This window comes from Lautropia dentalis, assembly GCF_003892345.1.
In the GTDB taxonomy this organism is placed as follows: domain Bacteria; phylum Pseudomonadota; class Gammaproteobacteria; order Burkholderiales; family Burkholderiaceae_E; genus Lautropia; species Lautropia dentalis.
This window is the reverse complement of the sequence record NZ_RRUE01000002.1, coordinates 859,198-884,332: the sequence shown is the minus strand read 5'-3', so window position 1 is coordinate 884,332 and position 25,135 is coordinate 859,198. Positions and strand designations below refer to the sequence as shown.

21 protein-coding genes are annotated in these 25,135 nt (G+C 67.6%); 11 read left to right on the top strand and 10 right to left on the bottom strand.

Features of this window, described 5'->3' with window-relative positions; genetic code table 11:
• Positions 1–54 precede the first annotated feature (54 nt).
• Both EHV23_RS11590 and EHV23_RS11585 read left to right on the top strand, forming a co-directional pair.
• A complete protein-coding gene (locus EHV23_RS11590; RefSeq protein ID WP_158615953.1) occupies positions 55–1,050 on the top strand; it encodes a ComF family protein in 996 nt (331 codons plus the stop codon).
• Between the two features lie 354 nt (positions 1,051–1,404).
• Positions 1,405–1,875 carry a tRNA (cytidine(34)-2'-O)-methyltransferase gene (locus EHV23_RS11585; protein ID WP_125096217.1) on the top strand — a complete coding sequence of 157 codons (471 nt, stop codon included), beginning with the start codon at positions 1,405–1,407 and terminating at the stop codon, positions 1,873–1,875.
• Positions 1,876–2,032: 157 nt separating this feature from the next.
• On the opposite strand, the gene EHV23_RS11580 is transcribed toward EHV23_RS11585, so the two are convergent.
• The 5 genes from EHV23_RS11580 to EHV23_RS11560 form a co-directional block, all read right to left on the bottom strand.
• Positions 2,033–3,217 carry an NAD(P)H-dependent glycerol-3-phosphate dehydrogenase gene (locus EHV23_RS11580; protein ID WP_125096216.1) on the bottom strand — a complete coding sequence of 395 codons (1,185 nt, stop codon included), beginning with the start codon at positions 3,215–3,217 and terminating at the stop codon, positions 2,033–2,035.
• A 200-nt stretch (positions 3,218–3,417) separates the two neighbouring features.
• Positions 3,418–4,098: an SH3 domain-containing protein gene (locus EHV23_RS11575; protein ID WP_125096215.1), complete on the bottom strand. Its 681-nt coding sequence runs from the start codon at positions 4,096–4,098 to the stop codon at positions 3,418–3,420.
• Positions 4,099–4,279: 181 nt separating this feature from the next.
• Positions 4,280–4,774: a protein-export chaperone SecB gene (gene secB / locus EHV23_RS11570; RefSeq protein ID WP_125096214.1), complete on the bottom strand. Its 495-nt coding sequence runs from the start codon at positions 4,772–4,774 to the stop codon at positions 4,280–4,282.
• 122 nt (positions 4,775–4,896) lie between these two features.
• Positions 4,897–5,157, bottom strand: coding sequence for a glutaredoxin 3 (grxC, locus tag EHV23_RS11565; RefSeq protein ID WP_125096213.1), 261 nt, complete (start codon positions 5,155–5,157; stop codon positions 4,897–4,899).
• 251 nt (positions 5,158–5,408) lie between these two features.
• On the bottom strand, positions 5,409–5,807 hold the full coding sequence (locus EHV23_RS11560) for a rhodanese-like domain-containing protein (protein ID WP_125096212.1): 399 nt from the start codon (positions 5,805–5,807) through the stop codon (positions 5,409–5,411).
• Positions 5,808–5,866: 59 nt separating this feature from the next.
• Here EHV23_RS11560 and gpmA point away from each other — a divergent pair, with 59 nt between their 5' ends.
• From gpmA to EHV23_RS11545, 3 genes are all read left to right on the top strand, one after another.
• Entirely contained in the window at positions 5,867–6,625 is a 759-nt protein-coding gene (gpmA, locus tag EHV23_RS11555; protein WP_125096211.1) for a 2,3-diphosphoglycerate-dependent phosphoglycerate mutase, read from the top strand.
• 635 nt (positions 6,626–7,260) lie between these two features.
• On the top strand, positions 7,261–8,832 hold the full coding sequence (locus tag EHV23_RS11550) for a S41 family peptidase (RefSeq protein WP_125096210.1): 1,572 nt from the start codon (positions 7,261–7,263) through the stop codon (positions 8,830–8,832).
• A 226-nt stretch (positions 8,833–9,058) separates the two neighbouring features.
• A complete protein-coding gene (locus EHV23_RS11545; RefSeq protein ID WP_125096209.1) occupies positions 9,059–10,030 on the top strand; it encodes a HesA/MoeB/ThiF family protein in 972 nt (323 codons plus the stop codon).
• On the opposite strand, the gene EHV23_RS11540 is transcribed toward EHV23_RS11545, so the two are convergent.
• The 5 genes from EHV23_RS11540 to EHV23_RS11520 all read right to left on the bottom strand — a co-directional run bounded on the left by EHV23_RS11540 (position 9,948) and on the right by EHV23_RS11520 (position 16,981).
• On the bottom strand, positions 9,948–10,715 hold the full coding sequence (locus EHV23_RS11540) for a tyrosine-protein phosphatase (RefSeq protein ID WP_125096208.1): 768 nt from the start codon (positions 10,713–10,715) through the stop codon (positions 9,948–9,950). The two genes, EHV23_RS11545 and EHV23_RS11540, sit on opposite strands and share 83 nt — an antisense overlap.
• Before the next feature lie 369 nt (positions 10,716–11,084).
• Positions 11,085–13,358, bottom strand: coding sequence for a GumC family protein (locus tag EHV23_RS11535; protein ID WP_125096207.1), 2,274 nt, complete (start codon positions 13,356–13,358; stop codon positions 11,085–11,087).
• Positions 13,359–13,367: 9 nt separating this feature from the next.
• The gene (locus EHV23_RS11530) at positions 13,368–14,480 is read right to left on the bottom strand and encodes a glycosyltransferase family 4 protein (RefSeq protein ID WP_158615952.1); all 1,113 of its coding nucleotides are present in this window, start codon (positions 14,478–14,480) and stop codon (positions 13,368–13,370) included.
• Positions 14,481–14,631: 151 nt separating this feature from the next.
• Entirely contained in the window at positions 14,632–15,729 is a 1,098-nt protein-coding gene (locus tag EHV23_RS11525) for a gluconeogenesis factor YvcK family protein (RefSeq protein ID WP_125096205.1), read from the bottom strand.
• Between the two features lie 91 nt (positions 15,730–15,820).
• The gene (locus EHV23_RS11520; RefSeq protein ID WP_125096204.1) at positions 15,821–16,981 is read right to left on the bottom strand and encodes an MraY family glycosyltransferase; all 1,161 of its coding nucleotides are present in this window, start codon (positions 16,979–16,981) and stop codon (positions 15,821–15,823) included.
• Between the two features lie 585 nt (positions 16,982–17,566).
• Between EHV23_RS11520 and EHV23_RS11515 the strand changes: the two genes are divergently transcribed.
• The 6 genes from EHV23_RS11515 to EHV23_RS11490 all read left to right on the top strand — a co-directional run bounded on the left by EHV23_RS11515 (position 17,567) and on the right by EHV23_RS11490 (position 25,133).
• On the top strand, positions 17,567–19,012 hold the full coding sequence (locus EHV23_RS11515; RefSeq protein WP_125096203.1) for an MATE family efflux transporter: 1,446 nt from the start codon (positions 17,567–17,569) through the stop codon (positions 19,010–19,012).
• Positions 19,013–19,022: 10 nt separating this feature from the next.
• Positions 19,023–20,498: an O-antigen ligase family protein gene (locus EHV23_RS11510; RefSeq protein ID WP_125096202.1), complete on the top strand. Its 1,476-nt coding sequence runs from the start codon at positions 19,023–19,025 to the stop codon at positions 20,496–20,498.
• Between the two features lie 506 nt (positions 20,499–21,004).
• The gene (locus EHV23_RS11505) at positions 21,005–21,850 is read left to right on the top strand and encodes a WecB/TagA/CpsF family glycosyltransferase (RefSeq protein ID WP_158615951.1); all 846 of its coding nucleotides are present in this window, start codon (positions 21,005–21,007) and stop codon (positions 21,848–21,850) included.
• A gap of 257 nt (positions 21,851–22,107) precedes the next feature.
• Complete coding sequence (wecB, locus tag EHV23_RS11500; protein WP_125096200.1) at positions 22,108–23,229, top strand: non-hydrolyzing UDP-N-acetylglucosamine 2-epimerase; 1,122 nt, start codon at positions 22,108–22,110, stop codon at positions 23,227–23,229.
• Between the two features lie 3 nt (positions 23,230–23,232).
• Positions 23,233–24,123, top strand: coding sequence for an alpha/beta hydrolase family protein (locus EHV23_RS11495; RefSeq protein WP_125096199.1), 891 nt, complete (start codon positions 23,233–23,235; stop codon positions 24,121–24,123).
• Between the two features lie 2 nt (positions 24,124–24,125).
• Positions 24,126–25,133, top strand: coding sequence for an alpha/beta hydrolase family protein (locus EHV23_RS11490; RefSeq protein ID WP_125096198.1), 1,008 nt, complete (start codon positions 24,126–24,128; stop codon positions 25,131–25,133).
• Positions 25,134–25,135 lie beyond the last annotated feature (2 nt).

The window sequence follows — 25,135 nt, the reverse complement described above, 5'->3', positions numbered from 1 at the left end:
GGCGCAGCGGAGCCACGAAATCCCCGGCGGCCTGCGGGGACCGCCAGTCCACGCTTGAGCATCCAGACTGCCCGACACCACCCCCGCCGATGGCTGGGCATGCTGGCCGGCCGGCTGCTGCCGCGCGCCTGTCTGCTGTGTGGCCAGCCCTGTGATGCGCAGGCGCTCTGCGCCGCCTGTACCGGTACCCTGCCCGGTCAGGGCCAGGTACGCTGCTGGACCTGTGCCTTTCCGCTGCCCGATGACTGGGCGCTGCGTTCGGCCGCCTTCGGAACGCTGGGGCACGCCCTGCGGCCGGGCAGCCGGGGGACATGTCCGGACTGTGCCAAACGCCGCACCCCGCTGCCGCTGGCCATGACCATCGCACTGGCCAACTACGCACCGCCGCTGAATCATGCCCTGACCGCGTTGAAATTCGGCCAGCAGATGCAGCTGGCCCAGCCGCTGGGGATGCTGCTGATGGATGCGTTGCAGCAGGCACTGGCAGCGGCAGAGGATCTTTCCATACCTCGCGCAGGCGAAATGTCCGGCAGTAACGGTGACATGACCCACACGGCCACCACGCCTGGGGCCACCACACTCGACACCACAGTTCCCGACGCTGCCCCTTTCGACACAGCATCCGACGCCGCTGCCGTCTCCGTGGCCAGCGACACGCATGTCTCATCACCACGGCACCGCCACTGGCCAGACGCCCTCGTCCCCATTCCGCTCTCCGGCCCCCGGCTGGCCGAGCGCGGCTACAACCAGGCGCTGCAGATTGCGCTGGCCATGCAGGGCCACGCCCCCCTGGTCTGCCCGCCGGTACGGGCCGAATGGCTGGCCCGGGCACGGCACACGGCACGACAGTCGGAGCAGTCCCAGCCAGACCGGGGAAGAAACCTGCAGGGCGCCTTCGAGGTACCCAACCCGGCCCGCGTGGCCGGCCGTCACATCATGCTGGTCGATGACGTGCTGACCACCGGCAACACGCTGGCCGAGGCCGCCCGCGCCCTGCTGGCGGCCGGTGCGGCACAGGTCAGCGCGGTGGTGGTGGCCCGGACGGTGTGATCCTGCCGGTGACACATCGCCTCTCCAATGGACGTGCCTCAACGAATGCACATCGATGGACGCGTCCATGGATGCCCTGCCTCGATGAATGTGCCCCATGGATGCACCTCTGCAGACGGATTCGCAGCCTCCCGCACAGCTCGCCACATGCAGGCACATGGCAGCAAAGCCCCCCGGCAAGACTTGCACCTGCCCCCGACTGTGCGGATACTACGCACTCATTCGTCCCCGCGAGCCCCCCTTTGAGCGTGCAGGACAGGGCGGCAGGGCCGCGGCATTCTCAATGGTTTCAGGGCACGGCACACAATCATGCGCGGCCCGGAGGGCGATTCCCTCCGGACTGGCCTGTCCCCCATGTTCCACGTCGTTCTCGTCCAGCCCGAAATCCCGCCCAACACCGGCAATGTCATCCGGCTGTGCGCCAATACCGGCTGCACGCTGCACCTGATCGAACCGCTGGGCTTTCCCATCGACCACGCCAAAATGCGCCGGGCGGGGCTGGACTATCACGAGTTCGTTTCGGTGCAGGTGCACCCGGGCTGGGCCGCCTATCTGGAAGCCACACAGCCGCCGCGGCTGTTCGGGCTCAGCACCAGTGGCACGGGCAGCCCCTACACCACGCGCTTCATGCCCGGCGACCATCTGGTGTTCGGCCGCGAAACGGCCGGGCTGACCGATGAGGCACTGGCCAGCATTCCCCCCGAGAATCTGCTGCGCCTGCCCATGCGGCCCGACAACCGCAGCCTGAACCTGTCCAATTCGGTGGCCGTGACGGTGTTCGAAGCGTGGCGACAGCACGGGTTCGCGGGAGCAGCAGCATCCTGAACGTTGCTTCCACCACCAGGCGGCACACAGCCTGATTCTCTACTGCCATCAGACCGACAGTCCCCAAGTCAGAGCACCAGCACAGGCTCCAGACACAGGCTCCAGCCGGGCCACGGCACACAGATCCAGCCACAGACCCAGGAACCCCGCCCGTTACTCACTCATCCCGCGGTTCTCGCGCCAGTAGGGCCGCCACCGCGTCCAGCGGCGACAGATGTCCCTCGATGACCTGCTGCACCGACCAGCTGATCGGCAGGTCCACCTGCAGGGCTTCGGCGCGCGCCACCACGGCCGGGCAGCAGGCCACGCCTTCGGCCACGTGCCCCAGCTCGGCCAGAATATCGGCCAGAGAATGCCCCTTGGCCAGCATCAGCCCCACCCGACGGTTGCGGGAGAGATCGCCCGTGCAGGTCAGCACCAGATCGCCCACGCCGGCAAGGCCCAGGAAGGTCTCGGCCTCGGCACCCTGCGCCAGACCGAAGCGGGTGATTTCGGCCAGACCGCGCGTGAGCAGCGCCGAACGGGCGTTGAGACCCAGCCCCAGACCGTCGCAGACGCCGGTGGCCACGGCCATGATGTTCTTGAGTGCCCCGCCCACCTCCACCCCGACGATGTCGGTGCTGCGGTAGGTACGCAGCGCGCTGTGATGGAAGGCGCCCACCATCTGGTGTCCCAGTGCCGCGTCACCGGACGCAGCGGTGAGCGCCGCCGGCAGGCCGGCCGCCACTTCCTGCGCAAAGCTCGGACCGCTCAGGCAGCCGATGGCGCAGCCCGGCAACGCGTCGGCCAGCACCTGATGGGGCAGCCGGCCCGTAGCGGCCTGCAACCCCTTGGCAAGGCTGACGATGCCGGGCAGGGTCAGGGAACGGAAGGGATCGGAGGCTGAACCGCCCTGCGCCGCCGACGATGCCGCCTGGGCAACGAACGAAGCGGAACCGGCAGGCGCATCCTTCCCGGAGGCATCGGCCCGCCCGCCGGCGACCGACGCCGTGGCAGCGTCAGTGACGACGGCTTCCCGCAAGGGCATCGGCCCCTCTGGCGACGGCGGCGGCGTCCGGCTGCCCAGCACCTGGGCCAGCGCCTCGGCCACCGGCTGCAGACCCGCCACCGACGTGGCCATCACCACCAGCTCGGCGCCCTCGACGGCCTCGGCCAGATCACCCACCATCTGGATGCCCTCGGGCACCGGTACATCCGGCAGATAACGCTGGTTGACGCGCTGCGCGCGCACCGAGGCCAGCACGTCCAGATTGCGTGACCACAGCGACACCTCGTGCCGGCTGGCGGTATGGATGGCCAGTGCGGTACCCCAGGCACCGGCGCCCAGAATGGCGATTTTCATGGTGTCAGATCCCGTCTCCAGTGTGCCGGTTCCTGCGTCCGGCTTCGGATGCCCGGATTTTCGCCCCAGGACGGCGGCTGGCCTGCATCATGCCCCCGTTCGCCCCGGGCGTCACGAAAGCGTCCCCGTGCACGACACGCAAGCGTCCCGGGCACGACACGTAACGTCCCGGTGCACGGCGCGTACCGGACAGCCGGGCGTCAGATGCCCCAGAGCTGCCCGGCCTCGACGTAGCCGCTTTGCCCGTCGGCGTGATGCACACGGACAAAACCCTTGTCATCGACCGGCTTGAGCGCATCGCCCTCCAGCTCGAACACCACACCCCGGGCCGCATCGAACCAGGGCATGGCGGCCTGATCCGGCTCCCTGAGCATCGTCGCCGTGGTGGTGGCAATGACGGTGCGGCGGTCGGACAGGTCATCGCGCTGCACCCAGGCAATGTCGCCCTGCATGTCGCGGACCTTCACCCAGCCCTGCAGCACGGCGATGATCTCCACCGGCATGCCATGCGGCGCCTGATAGAGCTTCTTCGCCTTGTCGGACGGCGCATCGAACATCACCACGTCGTCGTGACCGATCGAGCGGTAACGCGCCATGCCGGGCACCCGGGCCTTGCGCGACGTGTCGGCCGGCTTGCTGGCGGCGGCATTGCCCTTGCTGGCCGGCCCCAGGGTTTCGCTGGGGGTCATCGGGCCGCTGGGGGTGTCGTCGGCAGCCCCACGGGCACCGGCCCCGCGCGCGGCGGCGGGCGCCTGCTGGGCGGCTGAACCGGGACTGCGCGAGGTGGCCTCTTCCACCTTCGCCGCGGCCCCGGCCGTACCGGCAACCATCAACAGGCTGCCGGCCAACAGGGCCAGCGCCACATTCTGTCTGACGTTCATCTGCCTGCTCCCGCGGGAGTGTCATCGAGCCATGCAGGCTCCGGCCTGCTGCTGTGCGGCCATGGGTCTGCTGTCCGGCCAGCGGCCGTCCAGCCATCGATGTGCCGCACCGTGAGGCCGCGGCACCAGCCGGATGGCCACGCGCAGGTCGCGGCCTCCGGCAGGTTCCGGCGCCCCGTGCTCAGTGCGTGGTACCCGACGGGTTCTCGTCGTTGGCGGCAGCCGGCGCCTCGCCGTTCTGCTGCTGGGCGGCCAGACGCTGCTGGTAGAGCACCTCGAAGTTGATCTCGGCCAGGTGGATCGGCGGGAAGCCGGCCCGCTGGATCACGTCGGCGATGTTCGAGCGCAGGTACGGATAGACGGTGTTCGGGCAGACGATGTTCAGCACGATGTCCATCTGGTCTTCGGGAATGTTGCGGATCTCGAAGATGCCAGCCTGCTTGCCTTCCACCAGGAACACCACGCGGTCGTTGTCGATGCGGGTGGTGACGGTGACGGTGACGGTGACTTCATGGATGCCGTCGGCCAGCTGCTCGTGGCTGTTGTCGATGGCCACCTCGACGGTGGGCTGGGCCTGTTCCAGGAAGATGTGCGGTGCGTGCGGGATTTCCAGCGACAGGTCCTTCAGGTACATGCGCTGGATCTGGAAGACCGGGTTGTTGTTCTCTTCTGCCATGCTCGGGCTCTGGTTGGGTAATGGTGGGGTTGAATGACGAGATTCTGAATGTTAACGAAAAGGCGCGCCCTTCGCGTGACGAAAGTGCGCGCCTCGCGTCCAGCAGGTCTTGCCGGCCGTACTCACGCAGCCAGCAGCGGATCCAGCTTGCCGGCGCGTTCGAGCGCCATCAGGTCGTCGCAGCCGCCCACGTGCTGGCCGTCGATGAAGATCTGCGGCACGGTGGTACGGCCGCCGGCACGCTCGATCATCTCGGGACGGCGCGACGGATCGCGGTCGATGAGGATCAGTTCCAGGTTCTGCACGCCCTTCTCGTCCAGCAGGGCTCTGGCCCGGTGGCAGTAGGGGCAGGTAGTCTTGGCATACATCACCACGTTGGCCATGTGTTCTTGCTCCTGTACGAATCGAATGTGGCGGCCCGCACGGGCCGCCTGCCCTGCAGCATGGCGGCTGACGCCCTGCCTTTCAAGGGGCAGGCGACAGGGGCCGACAGACGGCGGCAGACGCCATCTGCAGGCGTGAGCCGGAGACAGCAGGGGCGGTGCTTCCCTGCTCAAACGGCATGCGCCCCTTCCTGGCCGGCGGGACGCCTGCCCGCACCCGGTACCGGCACGGGGGCACCAGGAAGGGGGCGCTACTTGACCAGCGGAATGCCCGCCTGCACCCAGGCGTCGATGCCGCCCTTGAGGCTGTACACATCGGGCCGGCCGGCGGCCTTGAGGGCGGCGGCGGCCTTCTGGGAGGCCAGGCCGTTGTCGCAGACGAGCAGGATGGGCTTGCCCGTTTCCACGCTGGCAACCCAGGTTTGCACCCGGTCGGGCAGCACGTTCTTCGAGGCCGGCAGATGGCCGGCGCGGAAGGCCTTGTCGGCCCGGAGATCGGCTACCTGTGCGCCTTTCTGGTTGATGAGCTGGGTGGCTTCGAGCGTGCCGATGGCGTTGCCGCCCCGGCCGCGGATGGCGTCCCAGAGCAACAGACCGCCCGCTGCTGCCGCAATGAGGATCAGAAAGACATTCTGGCTTATAAAGTTCACGAGATCTGCCCCTGCAAAATAGGCGAGAATTATATCTTTCCCGCCCGAGGAGCAATCCCATGACCTACAAACTCGTGCTCATCCGCCACGGCGAAAGCCAGTGGAACCTGGAAAACCGCTTCACCGGCTGGACCGATGTCGACCTGACCGACAACGGCCACCAGGAAGCCGTCCGCGCCGGCAAGCTGCTGAAGGACGAAGGCTACGACTTCGACGTGTGCTATACGTCGGTTCTGCGTCGCGCCATCCGTACCCTCTGGACCGTGCTGGGCGAGATGGACCGGATGTGGCTGCCGGTCACGCACAGCTGGCGCCTGAACGAACGCCACTACGGCAACCTGCAGGGCTGGAACAAGGCCGAAACCGCCGCCAAGTATGGTGAGGACCAGGTCAAGATTTGGCGTCGTGCCTACGCCATCGCCCCCCCGCCGCTGGCCGAGGACGACGAGCGCCTGCTGGAGCAGCTCAACAACCCGCGCTATGCCACCGTGCCGAAGGCCGAGCAGCCGCGCACCGAATGCCTGAAGGACACCGTGGCCCGCGTACTGCCGTTCTGGAACGAGAGCATCGCGCCCACCATCAAGTCGGGCAAGCGCGTGATCATCGCCGCACACGGCAACTCGCTGCGCGCGCTGATCAAGCATCTGGATGGCATTTCCGACGACGACATCGTCGAGCTGAACATCCCGACGGCCCGCCCGCTCGTGTACGAACTGGACGACAACCTCAAGCCCATCAAGCACTACTATCTGGGCAACCAGGCCGAAATCGAGGCCGCCATGGCCGCCGTGGCCAAACAGGGCAGCGCGAAGAAGTGATGCCCCAGGGTCCCCAAGGCTGACCGCTCCCGCCGGATGGCCTCAACCGCCACGCAGCAGGCACCGCCTTCCTCACGGACGGCACCGCAGGCTGCGCCTCGTGGCTGCCATCCGGCACCCGACCCGGCGCATGTCATGGGTCTGATCTCCCCTGACACGCGCCCTGCCGCCCGGCCCGCCTCTCCGGAGGCACTGGGCTTTTTTGCGCCCCCGGCCGGCGCACCGGCCCACGACCACAGGCATGGTCGCGCGCCCCATGCCCATACATACCATCCACACCGTCCACACCCACGCGCCCTACCTGCGCCCCCATACCTGCCTCCCCATGCCTGTGGTCATGGCCCAGGCCCGGAATCAGGACCACGGTTACGTTTTGCCGCCAGCGTTGCGGCTTCTCCGTCGAAGTTTTACCCGGGGCGAGTTGAAGTTTTACGCAACGCGCCCTATCTTTCTGGCGTGCAGGGGCAGGTATTGACCCGACCCGACGTATGGAATTGCGTCCTGCGCCGTTATACTGGAAGATTGGCGCGTGTCATGGACCAGCGCGGGGACGAGCCGGTCCACGCACGCCCCCGAAGAGCACGTTCGTCTCTTCCCCAATTTCCGAGTTGCCCGTACAAAGGATCGCGTCCTTCATGTCCAATTTCAGATCTGCCCGGCTCGTGGGCATTGGCGCCATTGCCGGCATTGCGCTCAGTCTTGGCCTCACCGCCGTGGCCGAACGCGGCAACACCAACCGCAACGTCCTGCCGCTGGACGAACTGCGCCAGTTCAGTGAGGTCTTCGGCACCATCAAGGCGTACTACGTCGAGCCGGTGAAGGACAGCAAGCTGATCACCGACGCCATCAGCGGCATGCTCACCGGGCTGGACCCGCACTCCGCCTATCTGGACGAAAACGCGTTCAAGGAACTGCAGGTCAACACGCAGGGCGAGTTCGGCGGACTGGGCATCGAGATCGGCACGGAAGACGGCTTCGTGAAGGTAGTCTCGCCCATCGAGGGCACCCCGGCCGCCAAGGCTGGCGTGAAGGCCGGCGACCTGATCATCAAGATCGGCGACACCCCCACCAAGGACATGCGCCTCGAAGAGGCCGTGAAGCTGATGCGCGGCAAGCCCAAGAGCCCCATCACCATCACGCTGCAGCGCAAGGGCGTGCCCGAGCCCATCGTGATGACCATCGTGCGCGACATCATCCAGGTACAGTCGGTGCGCAGCAAGCTGCTGGAGCCGGGCGTGGGCTACGTGCGCATCTCGCAGTTCCAGGAGCACACGATCAACAATCTGGTCAACCACCTCGACCAGCTAGCCAAACAGAACAAGGGCGCCCTGAAGGAAATCGTGCTGGATCTGCGCAATGATCCGGGCGGCCTGCTGCACGGCGCCATCGGCGTGTCGGCTGCGTTCCTGCAGCCCGGCATGGAGGTCACCTCCACCGACGGCCGCACCGAAGATGCCCGCCGCAAGTTCTACGCCACCCCGCAGGACTACATGACCGGCGCCTCGCGCACCGACCGCATCGCCACCCTGCCGGCCTGGACCAAGTCGGCGAAGATGGTGGTGCTGGTCAATGCGGGCTCTGCCTCGGCCTCCGAGATCGTGGCCGGCGCCCTGCAGGACCACAAGCGCGCCGTCGTGCTGGGCACGCAGACCTTCGGCAAGGGTTCGGTGCAGACCATCCTGCCGCTGTCGGGCCAGAAAACGGCCATCAAGCTCACCACGGCCCGCTACTACACGCCCAATGGCCGCTCCATCCAGGCCCGCGGCATCGTGCCCGACTACGTGGTGGAAGAATCGGCCGACGGCGACATCAACGGCTTCCGCATCCGCGAGGCCGACCTGCAGCGTCACCTGAGCAACGACCGCGACACCACCCCCGAGGTAAAGTCCACGGCGCCCTCCTCAGCCGACCAGCAGCGCCTGAAGAACTACAAGCCCATCGAGCTGGGTACGCCCGCCAGCGACTTCCAGCTGCAGCAGGCCCTCAACTACCTGAAGGGCAAGACCATCCAGAAAGCACCGCCCGCCCAGGGCGTGGTCGATGGCAAGGCGGTCGAGCCGAAGGCCGATGCAAAAGGCCAGGGCGAAGCCAATGGGAAGGCCCCGGAAGGCAAGGCCACCGACGGCAAGGCAGGCAGCACGGCACCGGCCACCCAGCCGGCCGGCAAGGCACCTGCCGCGCCCGAGGCTGCACCGGGCAAGAAGTAAGCGCTTTCTGCCCCGAGAAAGTCTTCGGGGTCAGTGGAACCCCGGCGGGCCGGCATCCGGCGGGGTTTCCCTTCGGGCGACCCCGGCCATGCACTACCGGCAGCCCTGCCAGGCAAGGCGAACGACCCTGCCTGCGTACGGCACGCTGTCAGCACATGGCCGGTGCAGGAACGGGCAGGTCCATCCTGCGCTCTCATGAAATGCCGCCTCGTGGCATCATCGTGTCATGAACGACGACCAACTGCTGCGATACAGCCGGCACATCCTGCTGGACGACATCGGCATCGAGGCCCAGGAACGGCTGCTGGCCAGCCGCATGCTGGTGGTGGGCGCAGGCGGACTGGGTTCGCCGGCCGCACTCTATCTGGCGGCGGCCGGCGTGGGCACGCTGATGCTGGCCGACGGCGACACGGTGGATCTCACCAACCTGCAACGCCAGATCCTGCACCGGCAGGACCGCATCGGCATGGCCAAGACGGCCTCGGCCGCGCTGACGCTGCAGGCGCTGAACCCGGACGTGCAGGTCATCCCCCTGCCCCGGCTGGAGCACACAGCCACCACCGGCAACACCCCTGACCAGGGTGCCCCCGTTTCGGATAACCCGGTCTCGGGTACCCTCCCGCACGGTACAGAGACCCGGCGCGATGCTGCCTGTCCGCACGCCGGCGCACCGGCATCGTCCCAGTCCCCTTCCCTCGACGAGGCCGTCCGCCAGGCCGACGTGGTGCTGGACTGCAGCGACAACTTCGTCACCCGCCATGCGGTGAACGCGGCCTGCGTGCGCCATGGCAAACCGCTGGTGTCGGGGGCGGCCATCCGCTTCGATGGCCAGCTGGCCGTGTTCGACACGCGCCGGCCCACATCGCCCTGCTATCACTGCCTGTTTCCGGACGGCGAGAGCGTGGAAGAGGTGCGCTGCTCGCAGATGGGCGTGTTTGCACCGCTCACCGGCATCATCGGCACCCTGCAGGCCAGCGAGGCCCTGAAGCTGGCCGGTGGTTTCGGCTCGCCCAGTGTGGGGCGCCTGCACCTGCTCGACGGCCGCACGCTGCGCTTCACCGACCTGCGCGTCCCGCGCGACCCCGACTGCCCGGTGTGCCGTCACCGGCCTGCCGCTACCAGCGCACCGCCTCCAGCCGCGCCATCGTGTCCATGCACAGCGTCTGCCGCTCGTTCAGCAGACGTTCGGGGGAACTGACCAGCAGCCGCTCGGCCACCGTCTCGCCATAGTGCTTGCGCAGGAAGCGAAAGGCCGCCTTCATGCGGGTGCGCCGGTGACTGGCGTTGTGTGCGTCGGAAGCCACCACCCCCGCCCAGCCCTTCTTCAGAATGGCCTGGGCCGTCCGATAGGCGCGGCTGCCAAATTCGCCAATTACCGATGCGGCCGTGAGCTGCAGCAGGCACCCTTCTTCCACAAAGGGCTCCAGCGACGACACATCGGCCATCACCGTTTTGTTGCGCTCGGGGTGGGCCACCATGGGCAGCACCCCCTGGCCGACCAGGTAGCGGACGGCCGCCAGGGCGTTGGGCGGAATGCCCCCACCGGGCAGCTCCAGCAGCATGACCTTCATGCCATCCCAGCCACCGATGAACGGGATCTGCCCCTCGTTGAGCAGCCGCAGCGATTCGGGCAGCAGATGGACCTCGGCCCCCAGATACAGTTCGACATCGATGTTCTTCGACGCCACCAGATTGCGGAAGGCATCGAAACGCGGCAGCAGAAAGCCGAGGGAGTTGTCCCAGCGGCCCGCATGGACATGCGGTGTCAGCACCAGTTTGCGAACACCGTCGGCCCGGGCCAGCCGGATCAGGCGCAGGGCCGACTGCAAGTCCTGGGCGCCATCATCGACCGCCGGCAGATAATGGCAATGGACGTCAATCACCCGTTCTGCACCCGCGTATCAGCATCGACCCCGACAGGCCATAAGGCACTCTACCCCGGGAAGTCTCTGCAAGGAGACTGCAGCGCTGGCGCCCTGGCTGTCGTATCAATGTGTTTGATTCTCGCAGATTTTATGGGGTGTGTTGTGGACTCATGCGTCCCCGAACCGGCCCCGGCCGTGTACTGCAAGGCGCCACGCAGGCAAGCAGGCCATACACCAGCGCGGGGACGAATGCGTCACCCCGCACCCCAGGTGCCTGCCGGGAGCGGCACCTGCCGGACGGGCGGCGCCATCGGGCGCACCGGCGATTCCCCGCTCCATGACCGTGACCGGAACACCGGCCATGACCGGGTGGAAAACACGCCCGCCCTACCCTTCTCCCATGATCGTGACCGGGCCCGCGGCGCTGCGCCGCTGTTTCCTGTCCGAGCGCCCGTAGGCGTAGTTGTATCCCCCGCTGCCGTAACCGGAGCTTTCGCCATAGAAACGGTCGGCCTGTGCAAAATCGTGTGCGTTCAGCGCCACACCCAGCACCGAAATGCCGGCCTTGTCGATGCGGTGCAGGGCCCGGCGGATGACCTGCAGCGGTGTGCTGTCGGAACGGGCCACGAACACCATGCTCGATGCGGCACGCCCCAGCACCAGCGTGTCCGACACCAGCTGCACCGGCGGGCAGTCGATGATGACCATGTCGAAGTGCTTCTGCATTTCGTCGAGCAGACGTCCGAAGCGCGAACTCATCAGCAAGTCCAGGGCGTTGCCCGCCGCGCGGCCGGCCGGCAGCACCTTCAGCGACGAACCGCCCACGCTCTTGATGCACTGGTCCAGCGACGCCCGCCGTGTCATCAGCTGCACCAGCCCCGGCGAGCCCGGCGGCAGGCCGAGTGCGGCCGACACCGACGGACGGCGCAGGTCGGCATCGATCAGCAGCACACGGCGCGTGGTGGACAGCGCCACCCCCAGGTTGCAGGCCACGGCCGTCTTGCCTTCGCCATCCATGGCGGAGCTGACGGCCACCACCTTCATGTCCCGCTCCTGTCCCGCCAGCGCCACCGTCGTGGCCAGCGTACGCACGGCCTCGGCGTAGAGCGAATCGGGCATCATGGTCTGCATGCGGGCCGTTCTGGCCATGCGGGCACCGGAGAGCTTCGGAATGGCGGTGAGCAATGGCCGGCCCAGTTTGATCTCCACGTCGTCGGTGCGGCGCAGCGTGTTGCGGATCTGGTCGACCAGCACGATGCCGAAAAAGCCCACCAGCAGCCCCAGCAGGGCGCCCACGATGGTCATCAGCGCCAGCTGCGGCTTGACCGGCTGCGCCGGGATCTGGGCCGGATCGACCAGCCGGGCCGGCGGCTTGATGAAATCACCGGCAGCCGTCACCTCGCGCAGGCGCCCCAGGAAGGTCTGGTAGAGCTGGCGATTGGTGTTGACCTCCTGCTCCAGCTGGCGGGCGGTGATCTCCTTGCTGCCCAGGGTCTGCGAGGCCTTGCGTGCCGCGGCCAGACTGCCGGCCAGCTGGCGTTCGTTGGAGCGTGCAGCCTCCAGCTCACCGGTGATCTCGCGACGGGCCGCTTCCACCTGCCGGCGCAGGTCCTGCTGCGCCTGGGCCAGTTCGGCGGCCGCCTTGCGGTACTCCGGGTGGGCCTGGCCCAGCTGGCTGCGCAGCTCGGCCAGACGGCCCTGCGCAACACTGCGCGCATCGCGAGCGCGGGCCACGGAACCGTTGCCGGCAATGGCCGGCGTGGCCATGGCCTTCTCGAAATCGGGGTCGCTGGCCTGTTTCTGGGCATCCTCGGCGGCAGCAAGGCGGCCGCGGGCGTCGATCAGGCGCTGGTTCAGGGCCGAGATCTGGCGGTCGGAAGCCTCGTCACTGTCACGCGCCACGATGCCGTTGGCCTGGCGGTAGTCGTTGAGCGTCTGCTCGGACTTGTCGAGATTGGCCTTGAGCTGCGCGAGCCGCTCGTTCAGCCAGCGGTCGGCCTCGCTCGTGGCCGAGTAGCGGGCATCCATGTCTGCCCGGATGAAGGCAGCCGGCACCTGGTTGACGATGGCCGCCGCCAGCTGTGGATCTTCCGACTGGAACGACACCTTCACCAGTGGCCGCTGGTGCACCTTCACCACCTTCAGGTGGTCCTGAAAGTAGCGCAGGGCACGCTCTTCCATCTCGTTGGTGGAAACCGGCTCCTTCGAGAGAAAGGTGGACTTCACGTCGGAGACGAGGTTGTCGAGCGGCCCCTTCGCCACGAACTCCGGCCGGGAGGTCAGGTTCAGGTCGCGGATCACGCGCAGCGCCACGTCGGTGGTCTCGAGAAACTCGGATGCACCGTCCTCCACCGACACGTTGGTCAGGCCGCCACCCACATCCTGGATGGATACCGGCCCCTTGGTGGACTCGAACGACACCGACGAGGTGGCCTCGTACACCGGCGTGGTGCGCAGCCCGATGACCAGCGCGGCCAGCGCGGCCAGCACCACCGGCACCAGCAGATGCCGGCGCTCGCGCACGATCAGCCGCCAGTAATCGACGATCACCGGCGTCTGGCCAACCATGTCGGCCACGGGCGCGCCGGCCGGCGCCACGTCGAACGGAGACAGGAAGGAAGGTGCCACCGGCACCACCTGGTTGCGATCAGAATTGCTCACGATGAAACGTCAAACGGCTTTTGTCATGTTCCAGACCTGCTGCCACCGGGGCAGCACGGCCTGCATCGAATAGGTGGCCTCGGCCGTGCGCCGTGCGGCCCGGCAGAGTGCCTGGAAGTGGGCGCGGTCGTTGACCAGCACCTCGGTCAGTTCGGCGAAGGACTCGCCGGTGGGACGTGCCTCGATGAGCGGCCCCCCGTACTGCATGGCCGAATCGATCATGTCGCCCACCACCTCGCCGGCACGGGAGATCATGGCCGGCATGCCGGCTTCGAGCGCCTCCATCAGCACATAGGGCTGCCCCTCGGGGTGCTGCGAGGGCAGCCACAACAGGTCGTTGCTGGCCAGCCGGGCACGGGTCTGGTCGGCAGGCACGCGCCCCACCAGCTCCACGCAGTCCTGCAGCCCCAGTTCGGCGATGCGCCCGGGCAGTTCCGCCTCCAGTGGCCCGGCACCGCAGAGCTGCAGACGCACCGGCACGCCACGCTCCTTGAGAAGCTTCATGGCGTCCAGACACTGCATCACGCCCTTCTCGGGCACGAAACGGGCCAGATACAGCACACGGAACGGCGTGTGTCCGCCCTCCGGCCGCTCGGGCGGCGGCTCCATGAACACGGCATTGTTGACCGCCACGGCATTCATGGCCGCGCGGCCACCGATGGCCACCGACTGCGCAGGGCTGAGCACCACCACCCGGTCGGCCCGCGCCAGCACCCAGCGGGTGATGCGCCGCAGCCAGGGCCGCCCGTCGTCCGGGCCATGCAGCATGCAGCCATGCACCTGATAGATGACGGGCACCTTCAGCGCCCGGGCAATGAGCACGAAACCGCCGTCGCGCACCACGCACACCGGCCGTACCGAGCTGTTGACGTGGGCCACCACCTGGCTGCTCTCGCGCCGGGCCTGCCGCAGACGCCGCGCGAACTCGCGATAGTCGGCCACCAGCCGGCGCAGCTGCGCCCAGGCCCCCGTCTCTTCGGGGCGCCGGCCAATCTCGAAATAGTCCAGTCGCACCGGCAGCTGCCGCGCGATGTCCTCGAGCAGCAGCATGTGGCGCGCAACGCCCCCCACCAGACCACGGGCCGGGCCGGTGGAGACGACGATGGACGACGAAGCAGCCATGAAATCCCCTGACTCTTTTGTATGTGCGGCAGCGCAGACGCGTCCGTTCCTCACACCTGCCCCGGGCATGGCTGCCACCGGGTCTGGCCAGCGCCATGCCGGAGCGCGCCCCCAGCGGGCATGAGCGTGAAAGATGTATGAAGGGGTTGTTTTACTGGATTTTTGAAAACGCGGTTGTTGCGTGGAGTAAATGACGTAATTCTTGCACGACCCGCCCGGTGGCGTGATAGGCCCCTTCCTTTTTGAGGCGCAGAAAGTCGCCGGAAATGATGCGGCAGCCTTCCTCCCGCAAACCGTCGGGATCGTGAACGACGGCCCGCGAATACTCACCACTGGGGTGACGCGACAGATAATCCGGCGGAATGTCGGCAGTATTTACGAGTGCCGTATTGATAAAACACTGTTGCAAATGCTGATGGAGCACCCGCACATGGTCGGCATCGGTAAAGCCTTCCGTCTCGCCACGCTGGGTCATGATGTTGCATATATAGACGACCTCGGCGCGGGTGCGGCACACCGCCTCGCCAATCTCGCTGACCAGCAGGTTGGGCAGGATGCTGGTGTACAGACTGCCCGGTCCCAGCACCACCAGGTCGGCCGCCATGATGGCCTCCACCACCTGCGGCGAGGCCGTGCGGGCCGGGGCACCGTCCATGGTGGTGAGCGTGACGCGCGCAATGCGCTTGCCCTGGCGGGCGATCTTCGACTCGCCGGTGGCGCGGGAGCCATCGGCAAACTCGGCATGCAGCACCAGCGGCTCGGCCGCCGCCGGCAGGATCTGCCCCTGCACCTGCATCCAGCCCGACAGCAGGGCCAGCGCCTCCGAGATCGACCCCCGCATCTCCTTCAGCCCGGCAATCAGCAGGTTGCCGATGGCGTGGCCGGAGAGAAAGTCGTCCTCGGTGTCGAAGCGGTACTGGAACAGGTCCAGCAGCACGGCATCGGTACGCGCCAGCGCGCAGATGCAGTTGCGGATGTCGCCGGGCGGCACCACGTCGATGTAGTCGCGGATGATGCCGCTGCTGCCGCCGTCGTCGGCCACGGTCACGATGGCCGTGATGGCCACGTCCAGCCGCTTGAGGCCGCGCAGGATCACCGGCAGGCCAGTTCCCCCGCCGATCACCGCCACCCGGGGACGGTCGCCCAGCGTCTCGTCGGTATCGGGGGTGTTCTCTGCCGGGGTTGTCCAGGGTTTCAGCGCGACCACGTGCCAGCTCGAAGTAGGTTCGAAACCATCAGTATGCACCATCCGGCCGGGCATGCCGGGACTGTGGCCGGCGCAGGCATGAAGCCCGCCTGGAACATGGTCACGGACTCATTCGCCCATGACGCGCGCTACGCTACGCCTCCGGCTCCGGCTGGGGATCGACCACCCGGCCGGCGGCCACGTCCTCGCGGTCGATGCGGCGCCAGGTGAGGTTGGTCCAGACGATGAAGCCCAGCAGGGCCGCCACGAAGCCGCCGAACAGCATGGGCTCGGAGGCACCCAGCGCCCAGCCGGTCACGCCCACCAGGCCACAGACGAAGGCCGCCATATGGATGGCGAACACCGCCTGCCCCGGCGTGCAGCCCAGCCGCTGCACCAGGTGGTGCAGGTGCTTGGTATCGGGCGTCATGGGGGTGACGCCGGAGAGGATGCGGCGGATGATGCAGGAGGCCGAATCGGCCAGCGGCACGGCCACGATCCACAGGCAGACCACCGGCTTGACGCTGGCCGCGCCATAGGCCGAGGTGACATGAATGGAGAACCACGCCAGCGTGAAGCCCAGCAGCATGCTGCCGCTGTCGCCCAGGAACACCGCCGCCTTCTTGCGGAACGGGCTGCGCAGGTTGAACCACAGAAAGCCCGCAATGCCCCCCAGCAGCGCCGCCGCCAGCGGCAGCATGCTGGCCGCGTAGGGCGCCGGCTCGACGTGCAGGGCCACGGCATAGCGCGAGGAGATGATCAGCGCCACCGTGAACCAGAACAGGCTGATGAAGCTCAGACCGCCGCACAGGCCGTCGGCGCCATCGGTGAAGTTGACGGCATTGACCACCGCCACCGTCCCGATGATGCTGATGGGCACCATCAGCCACATCGTCGAGATGGCCCCCAGACCAAGGAAATCGCCCAGGGTGGGCAGCACCTGTCCACCAATGGCCACACCGGCCACGGCCGCCCCCAGCTGCACCAGCGCCCGGTAGCGGGCCCGGATCGGGCTGCGGTCGTCGATCATGGCCACGATGAACAGCAGCAACCCGCCGATCCAGTACCCCAGCGGCGCCCGCTGTTCGGCCGGCCCCCAGATCTGCAGCACGATGGCCGCCGCGAGGATCGACCAGCCCCCGATCAGCGGAATCTCGCCCTTGTGGATCTTGCGGAAATTGGGCTTGTCCACCCAGCCGGTGCGCCGGGCAACCGGTTTGAGGGCCAGCGACAGGAACAGCGACAGCAGCGCCCCCACCACAAAGATCATCCAGGGGAAGGAGGCGACAAAGGCGGCCAGATCGAGGTCAGACATTGAATGGCACCGGAAGGTGGAACCGGAGAGTGAAAGGGGCTGTGCGCGCGACGCGGAGTGGGAGAGCGTGAACCCCGGACCTTAGCCGGAAATTCGTCGTCGATCAATTTTACGCCACAGCGCCAAAAGGGGTATGAAAGAAGGAGGGGAGTACATTGTAGGGAGTGAAGGGATGCGACGCGGCCGGGCCTGTGGCGCAAAACAACGCACCCTTGCAGATTGCATAACTTCTTACATGGTTGCGTCCTTGTTAACCGGCACAGCCCTTTAATATCGCGGAAACATGGGACATTCGATCCCGGTTCACCGCCGGCAACGGACGGGCCGGTGGCGCGGTATTCCGCCCCGGCAGCCTGCGGCCCGGTTTCCGGCCGCAGCCGGCCTGACACACGGGCTGCCACGGAAGTCACAGCCGCCCGGCGGCCACAGGCATACCGTACCGTCCCGGCTGTGTCTCATCCACAGCATCCCCCGTCCCCCGCCCCGCCGTCACGGCATCCATCCACACCGTCCGGCTGCGCGGGCCCGGTCCGAACTCCTTTTTCCTCCGGCATCCCCCGCCCCAAGGGGGCTGTCACAGGCTCCATGGCGCGTATTTCCCGGAAATCGCTCGGCAGTTTCTACCGCACCCACCAGTCGTCGCTCTACACCTTCATCATGCTGGCCGCCGAGCGCGTGCTGCAGATGTGCATCGGCCTCTGGATTGCCAGCCACATCGCCCGCCGCTTCGACCACGCCACTTTCGCCAACTGGCAGATCGCCATGTCGCTGTGGCTGGTGTTCGGCACCATCGGCAGCATCTCCGGCGAACGGGTGCTGCTGCCGCGCATCTGTGCCGAGCCACCCGAGACCATGCCACGGCTCTGGAACACCGCGCTGGCCGCCAAGATCATCAGCGGTCTGCTCACCGCCGTACCGCTGGTGCTGTGGTGCGCCACCATGCCCGATCCCACCATCCTGCAGCTGGCGCTGCTGTGGGCCGTGGTGCTGCTGATCGGCCAGCCGGTCTCGCTGGCCGTGCACGAACTGTACGCCCAGGAGAACTTCCGCTTTCCCCAGATAGCCCGCATCATCGGCATGTTCACCCGGCTGGGCGTGGTGGTCTGGGTCATGGCCGTCGGCGGCCCGGTCACCTGGGTGGTCTGGGGCTGGATCGGCGAGATCGGCATGCTCACCATCCTGCTGTGCTGGCGCTGGATTCCGCAGCGTCGCATCCACCTGGGCCTGGTGGACTGGAAGCTGATGTTCAACCTGTTCGCCCAGGGGGCGGCCCTGGCCGTGGCATCGAGTGCCTCGGTGGCCCTGTCGCGCATCGACCGGGTCACACTGGGCAAGACCATGCCGGCCGACGTGCTGTCGCAATATGCCGCCGCCATGACGCTGCTGGAGGCGGCCTTTGCCTTCGGCGCCATGCTGGCCGTGGTGGTGGGCGCCAAGACGCTGTTCAAGCCCGGTGCCATCAACCGCAACCACCACATCGGCCTCGCCCTCTTTGCCGGCGGCATCGCCTTCTGCCTCACGCTGGTGCTCGATCTCATCGCCAATCCGCTGATGACGGCCATCTACGGCGCCAAATATGCCGACTCGGCCACCTACCTGCGCATCGCCGCCGGCCTGCTGCCGCTGGTGTTCGCCCAGGCCATCCTGCAGGCACCGCTGCTCATCCGCGCCACCAAGACCTACCATGTCACCAAGGCCGTCACCGCCTTCGGCCTGGGGGCCGCCGTCGCAACCCTCGCCGCCCATCACGAGATGTACACCTGGATCAGCGCCGGCGCCTACGTCGGCTATCTGACCCTCATCCTCTTCGATCTGTGCGAACTGCGCCGCCGCTCGGCCGAAATCTACGGCACCGCGGCATCCCCGGCCGCAGAGGGGGCGGTCACTGCAGCATCCTCCCCGGCCGCCACCACCTCCCCGACCCCGGCTGCAGCGCCCGTACCGGCCCCTGCAGCCGCCACGCCGGCCAGCCCCGCTTCACCTGGTACGCCGGCCACACCAGCCACCGAACCGCACAGCAATCCCACCTGAGCCATCCCCCATGAATTCCGCCGTCCAGCCGATGCCCACCGCCGGCCGGCCGCTGAGGCCCGGCGAAACCCGTACCCCCCGCCCCCTGCGACCGGGCGAAGCGCGCACCCCGCCGCCGCTGCGGCCGGGGCAGTCCCGCGCCCACGTCGGCCTGCGCCCCGGCGAATCCCGCACCATCGGCGACGCCGTGCTGCGCCCCGGCCAGATTCGCCGCACCGCGCCCCCCCTGACCCTGCCCATGCCTGCGGTCCGGGGCGCCCTGCCCTGGGCCGTGTGGGTGGTGCTGTTCTTCTTTCTCACCTATTTCGAGACCCAGAGCATCGGTGGTCTCAAGTACGCCGTGCTCTGGCGCTTGGCCGTGTTCGGGCCGGCACTCTTCATCGTCTGGAAGTATCCGCTGCCGCCCGGTGCCAGGGCACTGGCGCCGCTCTTCTGGGCCTACCTGTTCTTCTGCCTGGGGCCGGTCTGGGGCTCGGCGCTGGGCATTCCCGATGCCCCCTACTCGATCAACCTCACCGCCAACCGGATGTTCGTGCCCGTCATGCTGATGGCCCTGCTGGCCCTGCGGTGGTATCCGGTGGCCGACATCAGCGTCCGCGCCTTTCCGCTCTTTCTGTGCATCATCTCGATACCGCTGCTGGCCGGCATCCTGCCACCGGTGGGGCTGCAGTGGTCGCTGGCGGCCGTCTCGGGCATCGACCTCACCGCCTACAACAGCGTCTTCCAGAACCAGCACTCGGCGTCACTGGCCCATGCCATCGCCGGCATCAGCGCCTTCACCATGGCGGCACGCTTTCCGGGGCGGCGTTCCTTCCCCTACATGGCACTGGCACTGGGCTGCTTCGGCCTGTGCGTGCTCACCACGGCCCGCGCCGGCCTGCTGGGCATGATCCTCGGCCTCATCCTGGTGGCCATCTACACCAAACGGACCCGCCTGCTGGCCGCGCCGGTGGTGCTGATCATCGGCGCGCTGCTGGTCACCGCCATGGCCAAGCCGGACATGATCAAGATGATCGAGAACCGGCTCACCGGCCAGACCCTCTACACCAAGGGCGCCAGTGCCGACACCCTCACCAGCGGCCGTCTCACCCTGCAGAGCGACGCCTTCCGCGGCTGGCTGCAGAGCGAACCCATCCAGATCGTGTTCGGCGTGGGCCGCGAGGGCACCAAGCTCAACAACGAGCGCCTCAACGGTTCGCACCTCATTGCGCACAGCGCCTTCATCGACGAGCTGAGCGCCTACGGCCTGGTCGGCTTCGCCTCACTGATGATCACCCTCGCCATGGCCTACCGGCTGGCCTTTCGCAATGCCCGGCTCGGCTATCCCGCCGGGCTGGGCTGCCTGGTGGCGCTGTGCATCTTCGGCAGCCTGCAGGCTATGGACTACTCGTTCCAGAACATGCTGATCGGCATGGTGCTGGTGCTCGAGACCCGTGCCGCCGAAATGAAGAAAAAGATGCTGGAACAAAAAGCGCCGGGGCACTGACCATGCCGGGGTGCCGCTCATGCCGGTGCATTGAACATACCGGGACACTGGCCAGGCTGGGGTATTGACCAATATTGGGATGTTGACCATGCCGGGGCGCTGACCATACCTGCGCATTGACATGCTGGATCACTGACTATTTTCATACACCTGAAAAAAATACCGACACCCAAACGCCCCGATTCGGTAAGTACCTGAAAACAGACCATTTCCGGCCAATTAACGTTTATTTCAATAATTGAAGAATCATGTCTACCCCCATGGGAACACCGTAAATCTCTTACAGGGTCACAGGCAGTTTTTTACATATCAGGATGGCCCCTGCCGACCAAACATGAGACAGTGGACAACGCATGGTGGCACGTTGTGTCACCTTTGCCCGGCCGTTTCAGAACGGTCCCGGATACGAGCGGCCCTCCCTCCTCCTGTCCGTCTGGTGCGTCCGGACGGATGGACGTCGGTGGGCGTGGCCGCATACCACCAGGGACAAACCGACAAAAACAGCCATGCCCAGCAAACTGCGAACCACCCGGCTCTTCCACCAGGATGTCATCATCCGGCCAACCGACCAGGTCGCGGACCACTGCATCCAGCTGGTCGAACACTGTCGACACACCGGCCGGCGGCCGGCCCTTGTCTTTGCGATGAATCCGGAAAAATCCATGCAGTCCGAGCATGATCCGGACATCCGCCAGCTGCTGCAGCAGGCCGACCTGCTCATCCCCGACGGCGTCGGCACCTGTATCGGTGCCCGCGTGCTCAACGGCGTACGGATAAGACGGGTGCCGGGCTCGGAACTGATGCCCGAGCTTTGTACCCGTGCCGAGCGCGAGGGCCTGTCGGTGTACATCTACGGCGCCTCGCCCGAATCAAATGCACTGGCCGTCGAGAACATGCGGGCCATCTGGCCGCGCCTGCGCATTGTCGGCGCCAGCCACGGATTCATGCCGCCCGGCGAACTCGAGGATCTGGCCCGTCTGCACAACCCCGAAACCGCCGGCACCGTCGCGGCCCGCATTGCCGCCGCCCGTCCCGACATCGTCTTCGTCGGCCTGGGCAGTCCGCGCCAGGAGCGCTGGATGGCCGAGATCGGCGTGCACCTGCCCGTGGGCCTGCTGCAGGGCGTGGGCGGCACCATCGATGTCCTGTCCGGCACCGCCACGCGGGCACCGGCCTTCTGGCAGAACATGGGGCTCGAATGGCTCTACCGCCTCATCGAGAACCCCAGGCGCTGGCGCCGCCAGCTGGCCCTGCCGCGCTATCTGGGCATGCTGCTGCGCCACCGGCTGTCGGCACAGCGCCTGGCCAGCAGCCACGGCCCGCGCGCCCTGCGCCCGGCCAGGGCCCACTAGCGCGGGGCCATGAACGCATTTGCCCCCGCGGTAGTCCTGAATCCATGTGCCGGCAAGGCACCGGGATTGTCGCCGGCCACAACACCGCCAGACGACTTCCCGAAGCCGCGTGCCAGCAAGTCACCGCTCGCTGGCATGGCGCCGTGCGCCCCCAGGGCACGGCACGCCGGCAATACACCGTGCACAGGCAAGGCTGGCCGCCCTGCCTGGCAGGGCAACGCCGGCAGCGCACGGAAACTTCCCTTTCACCCCCATCCATGACCCCCACCACCATCACGCTGGTTGCCGGCGCCCGGCCCAACTTCATGAAAATCGCTCCGCTGATCCGGGCCTTCCGGAAGCGGACGGACAGGGTGCGCCACCGGCTGGTCGACACCGGCCAGCACAGTGACCCCACCATGAATCGGGTGTTCTTCGACGAGCTGGGCATTCCCGAGCCCGACGTGCGCCTGGAAGGCGCCGGCCGCAGCCAGGCCGAGGTCACGGCGCGCGTCATGGTGGCCATGGAAGCGGAGCTGCAGCAGCACCCCGCCCAGGGCGTACTGGTAGTGGGGGATGTCAACTCCACGCTGGCGGCCGCCGTCAGCGCCAAGAAGCTGCACCTGCCGCTCATCCACGTCGAGGCCGGCCTGCGCAGCGGCGACCGGAACATGCCCGAAGAGATCAACCGTCTGGCCACCGACGCCATCACCGACCTCTTCTTCGTCACCGAGCCGTCCGGCCAGGAGGCGCTGCTGCGCGAGGGCCACCCCGCCAGCCGCATCCACTTCGTCGGCAACGTGATGATCGACAACCTCTTTCACCAGATCGGGCGCCTGCGCGCCGATCCCGCCGCCGGTGGCCGGGGTGCCGCCCTGCGGGCCGGGCTGGGCGACCGCCCCTATGGTGTCGTCACCCTGCACCGTCCCTCCAACGTCGATCACCCCGAACAGCTCGCCGGCCTCGTGGACACCCTGCGAACACTCGCCAGCGACCTGCCGCTGGTCTTTCCGGTCCATCCGCGCACCCGCAGCAACCTCTCCCGCTTCGGCATCGATCTCGGCCCCAACATCCACACCACGACCCCGCTGTCGTACATGGAGTTCCTGTGTCTCTGGAAGGACGCCGAGATCATCCTCACCGACAGCGGCGGCCTGCAGGAAGAATCCAGTGCCGTGGGCGTGCGCTGCGTCACCCTGCGTGACAGCACCGAACGCCCGGTGACCATCACCGATGGCACCAACATCCTCGCCGGAACCAATCCCGCCCGCATCCTCGACGTGGCCCGCACGGCCCTGGCGCAGCCGGCCTCCGGCAAACGTCCGCTGCTGTGGGACGGACGCGCGGCCGAACGCATCCTGGATGTGATCGTCGACTCACCCCTGTTTCAACCCGTGTAATTGATGAACCCAACGGACAGCCCGCCCACCCACGTACCGACATCCCCCACCGAAGGCCGCAGCCCCCGGGGCGCGCGCCAGCGTCTGCCCTTCATCCAGCCCGTGCGCATCGGCCGTGACGCCGACGCCCTGGCCGGCATCTACCAGCCGGCCAGTGACAGCACCGGAACCGGTACGGCTGTCCTCATCTGCAATCCGTTCGGGCAGGAAGCCATCCGGGCCCAGCGCTCGCTGCGCGTGCTCGCCGAACGGCTGGGCCGGCAGGGCATCGCCTCGCTGCGCTTCGACTACTTCGGGACCGGCGACTCGCCCGGTGAGGACGGCGCCGGCCACCTCACCCGCTGGCGCCAGGACATCCACCTCGCCGATGTCACCCTGCGCCAGCTCTCCGGTGCCAGCCAGACCATCTGGGTGGGCCTGCGGCTGGGTGCCACGCTGGCCCTGCAGGCCGCCCTGCTGCTCACCGACCTGCCGCAGCCCCAGCGCATCCTGCTGTGGGATCCGGTGCTGGACGGCCCCACCTACCTGGCCCACCTGCAGCGCATGAACGAATTCTGGACCCGCCAGAGCAATGTCACCAGCGAGGCCCTGGGCTTTCTGATCACGCACCGCATCCGCCGGCACATCGCGGCCATCCGGCCCAGCGCGCTGCCCGCCGATACGCGCATCCCGCTCCATCTGGTGGGCACCGCCAGCCTGCCCGGCCGCCAGGCCTTTCTGGACCACTGCCAGAAGCACCACATTCCCCTCCACGAAGTGCTGCTCGACAGCGCCATCGAGTGGACATCCAACACGGCGCTCGACAGTCAGTGGGTGCCCGACGAAGCCATCGGGGCCCTGCTCGACATCTGCGCCGGCCGCCATCATCCGTCGCCATCGCAGCAGGAGCCATGAACGTGAACGCCTCCGTCCTCCCCTACCGTGAAGAATCCCTCTGCTTCGGCCCCGAGTCGCGCCTGATCGCCACGCTCACCCTGCCCGGCGACCATCCCGACAGCGCCCTGCCTGCGGCCCTGACCGGCAGCGCCGAGCTGCCGCCACCGCACCCACACCTGCACCAGGCCAGCCGCACCAGCGCCCATCCCGCCGCGGCGGGCCGCGCACCGCAGCGCCGTCCGCCCGGACTCATCCTGCTCAATGCCGGCATGCTGCCGCGCATCGGCCCGCACCGGCTCAACGTCGAACTGGCGCGCACCGCCGCCGCCCAGGGAGTCTCTGCCATCCGCTTCGACCTTCCCGGCCTGGGCGACAGCGGCTTCACCAGCAGCCGCCTCTCGCACGACGAGCAGACCCGCGCCGCCATCGAAGACGCCATGACCCTGCTGTCCCGCACGAAGCACGCCCCCGACCGTTTCCTGATCGCCGGCCTGTGCTCCGGTGCCGACGCCGGCTTCCAGATGGCCCGCGACGATTCGCGCATCGTCGGCCTCTACATGATGGAGCCCTACTACTTCCCCAACCGGTTCAGCAACATGTTCCGCACGCTGCGCCGGCTGCGCGAATACGGCATGCGCCGCAGCGTCATCCGCATCCTGCAGAAAAGCCGCTTCACCCGCCGGCACGACCCGGCTGCCGACAGCGCCCCCGTGCCGCAGGCCGCCCCCGAGGAAGGTGTGCGCGCCGCCCCCACGCCGCAGCACTTTGCCGAAGACCTGCGCAGCCTGCTCGGCCGTGGCGTCCAGATCAAGCTCATCTACGCCAACACCCTGATGGGTCACTGGGACATGCGGCACCACCACCGCCACATCTTCAGCAAGCTGGGCCATGCGCCGCACTTCGACGTGGAGCTGGTGCCCCACACCGACCACGTCTTCACCCGCGTCGAGGCCCGCCGTCACCTGATCCGTGGCATGGCCGCCTGGCTGCGCCGTATCGAGACGCAGCAGCACGCCTCGGCGGCCTGAGC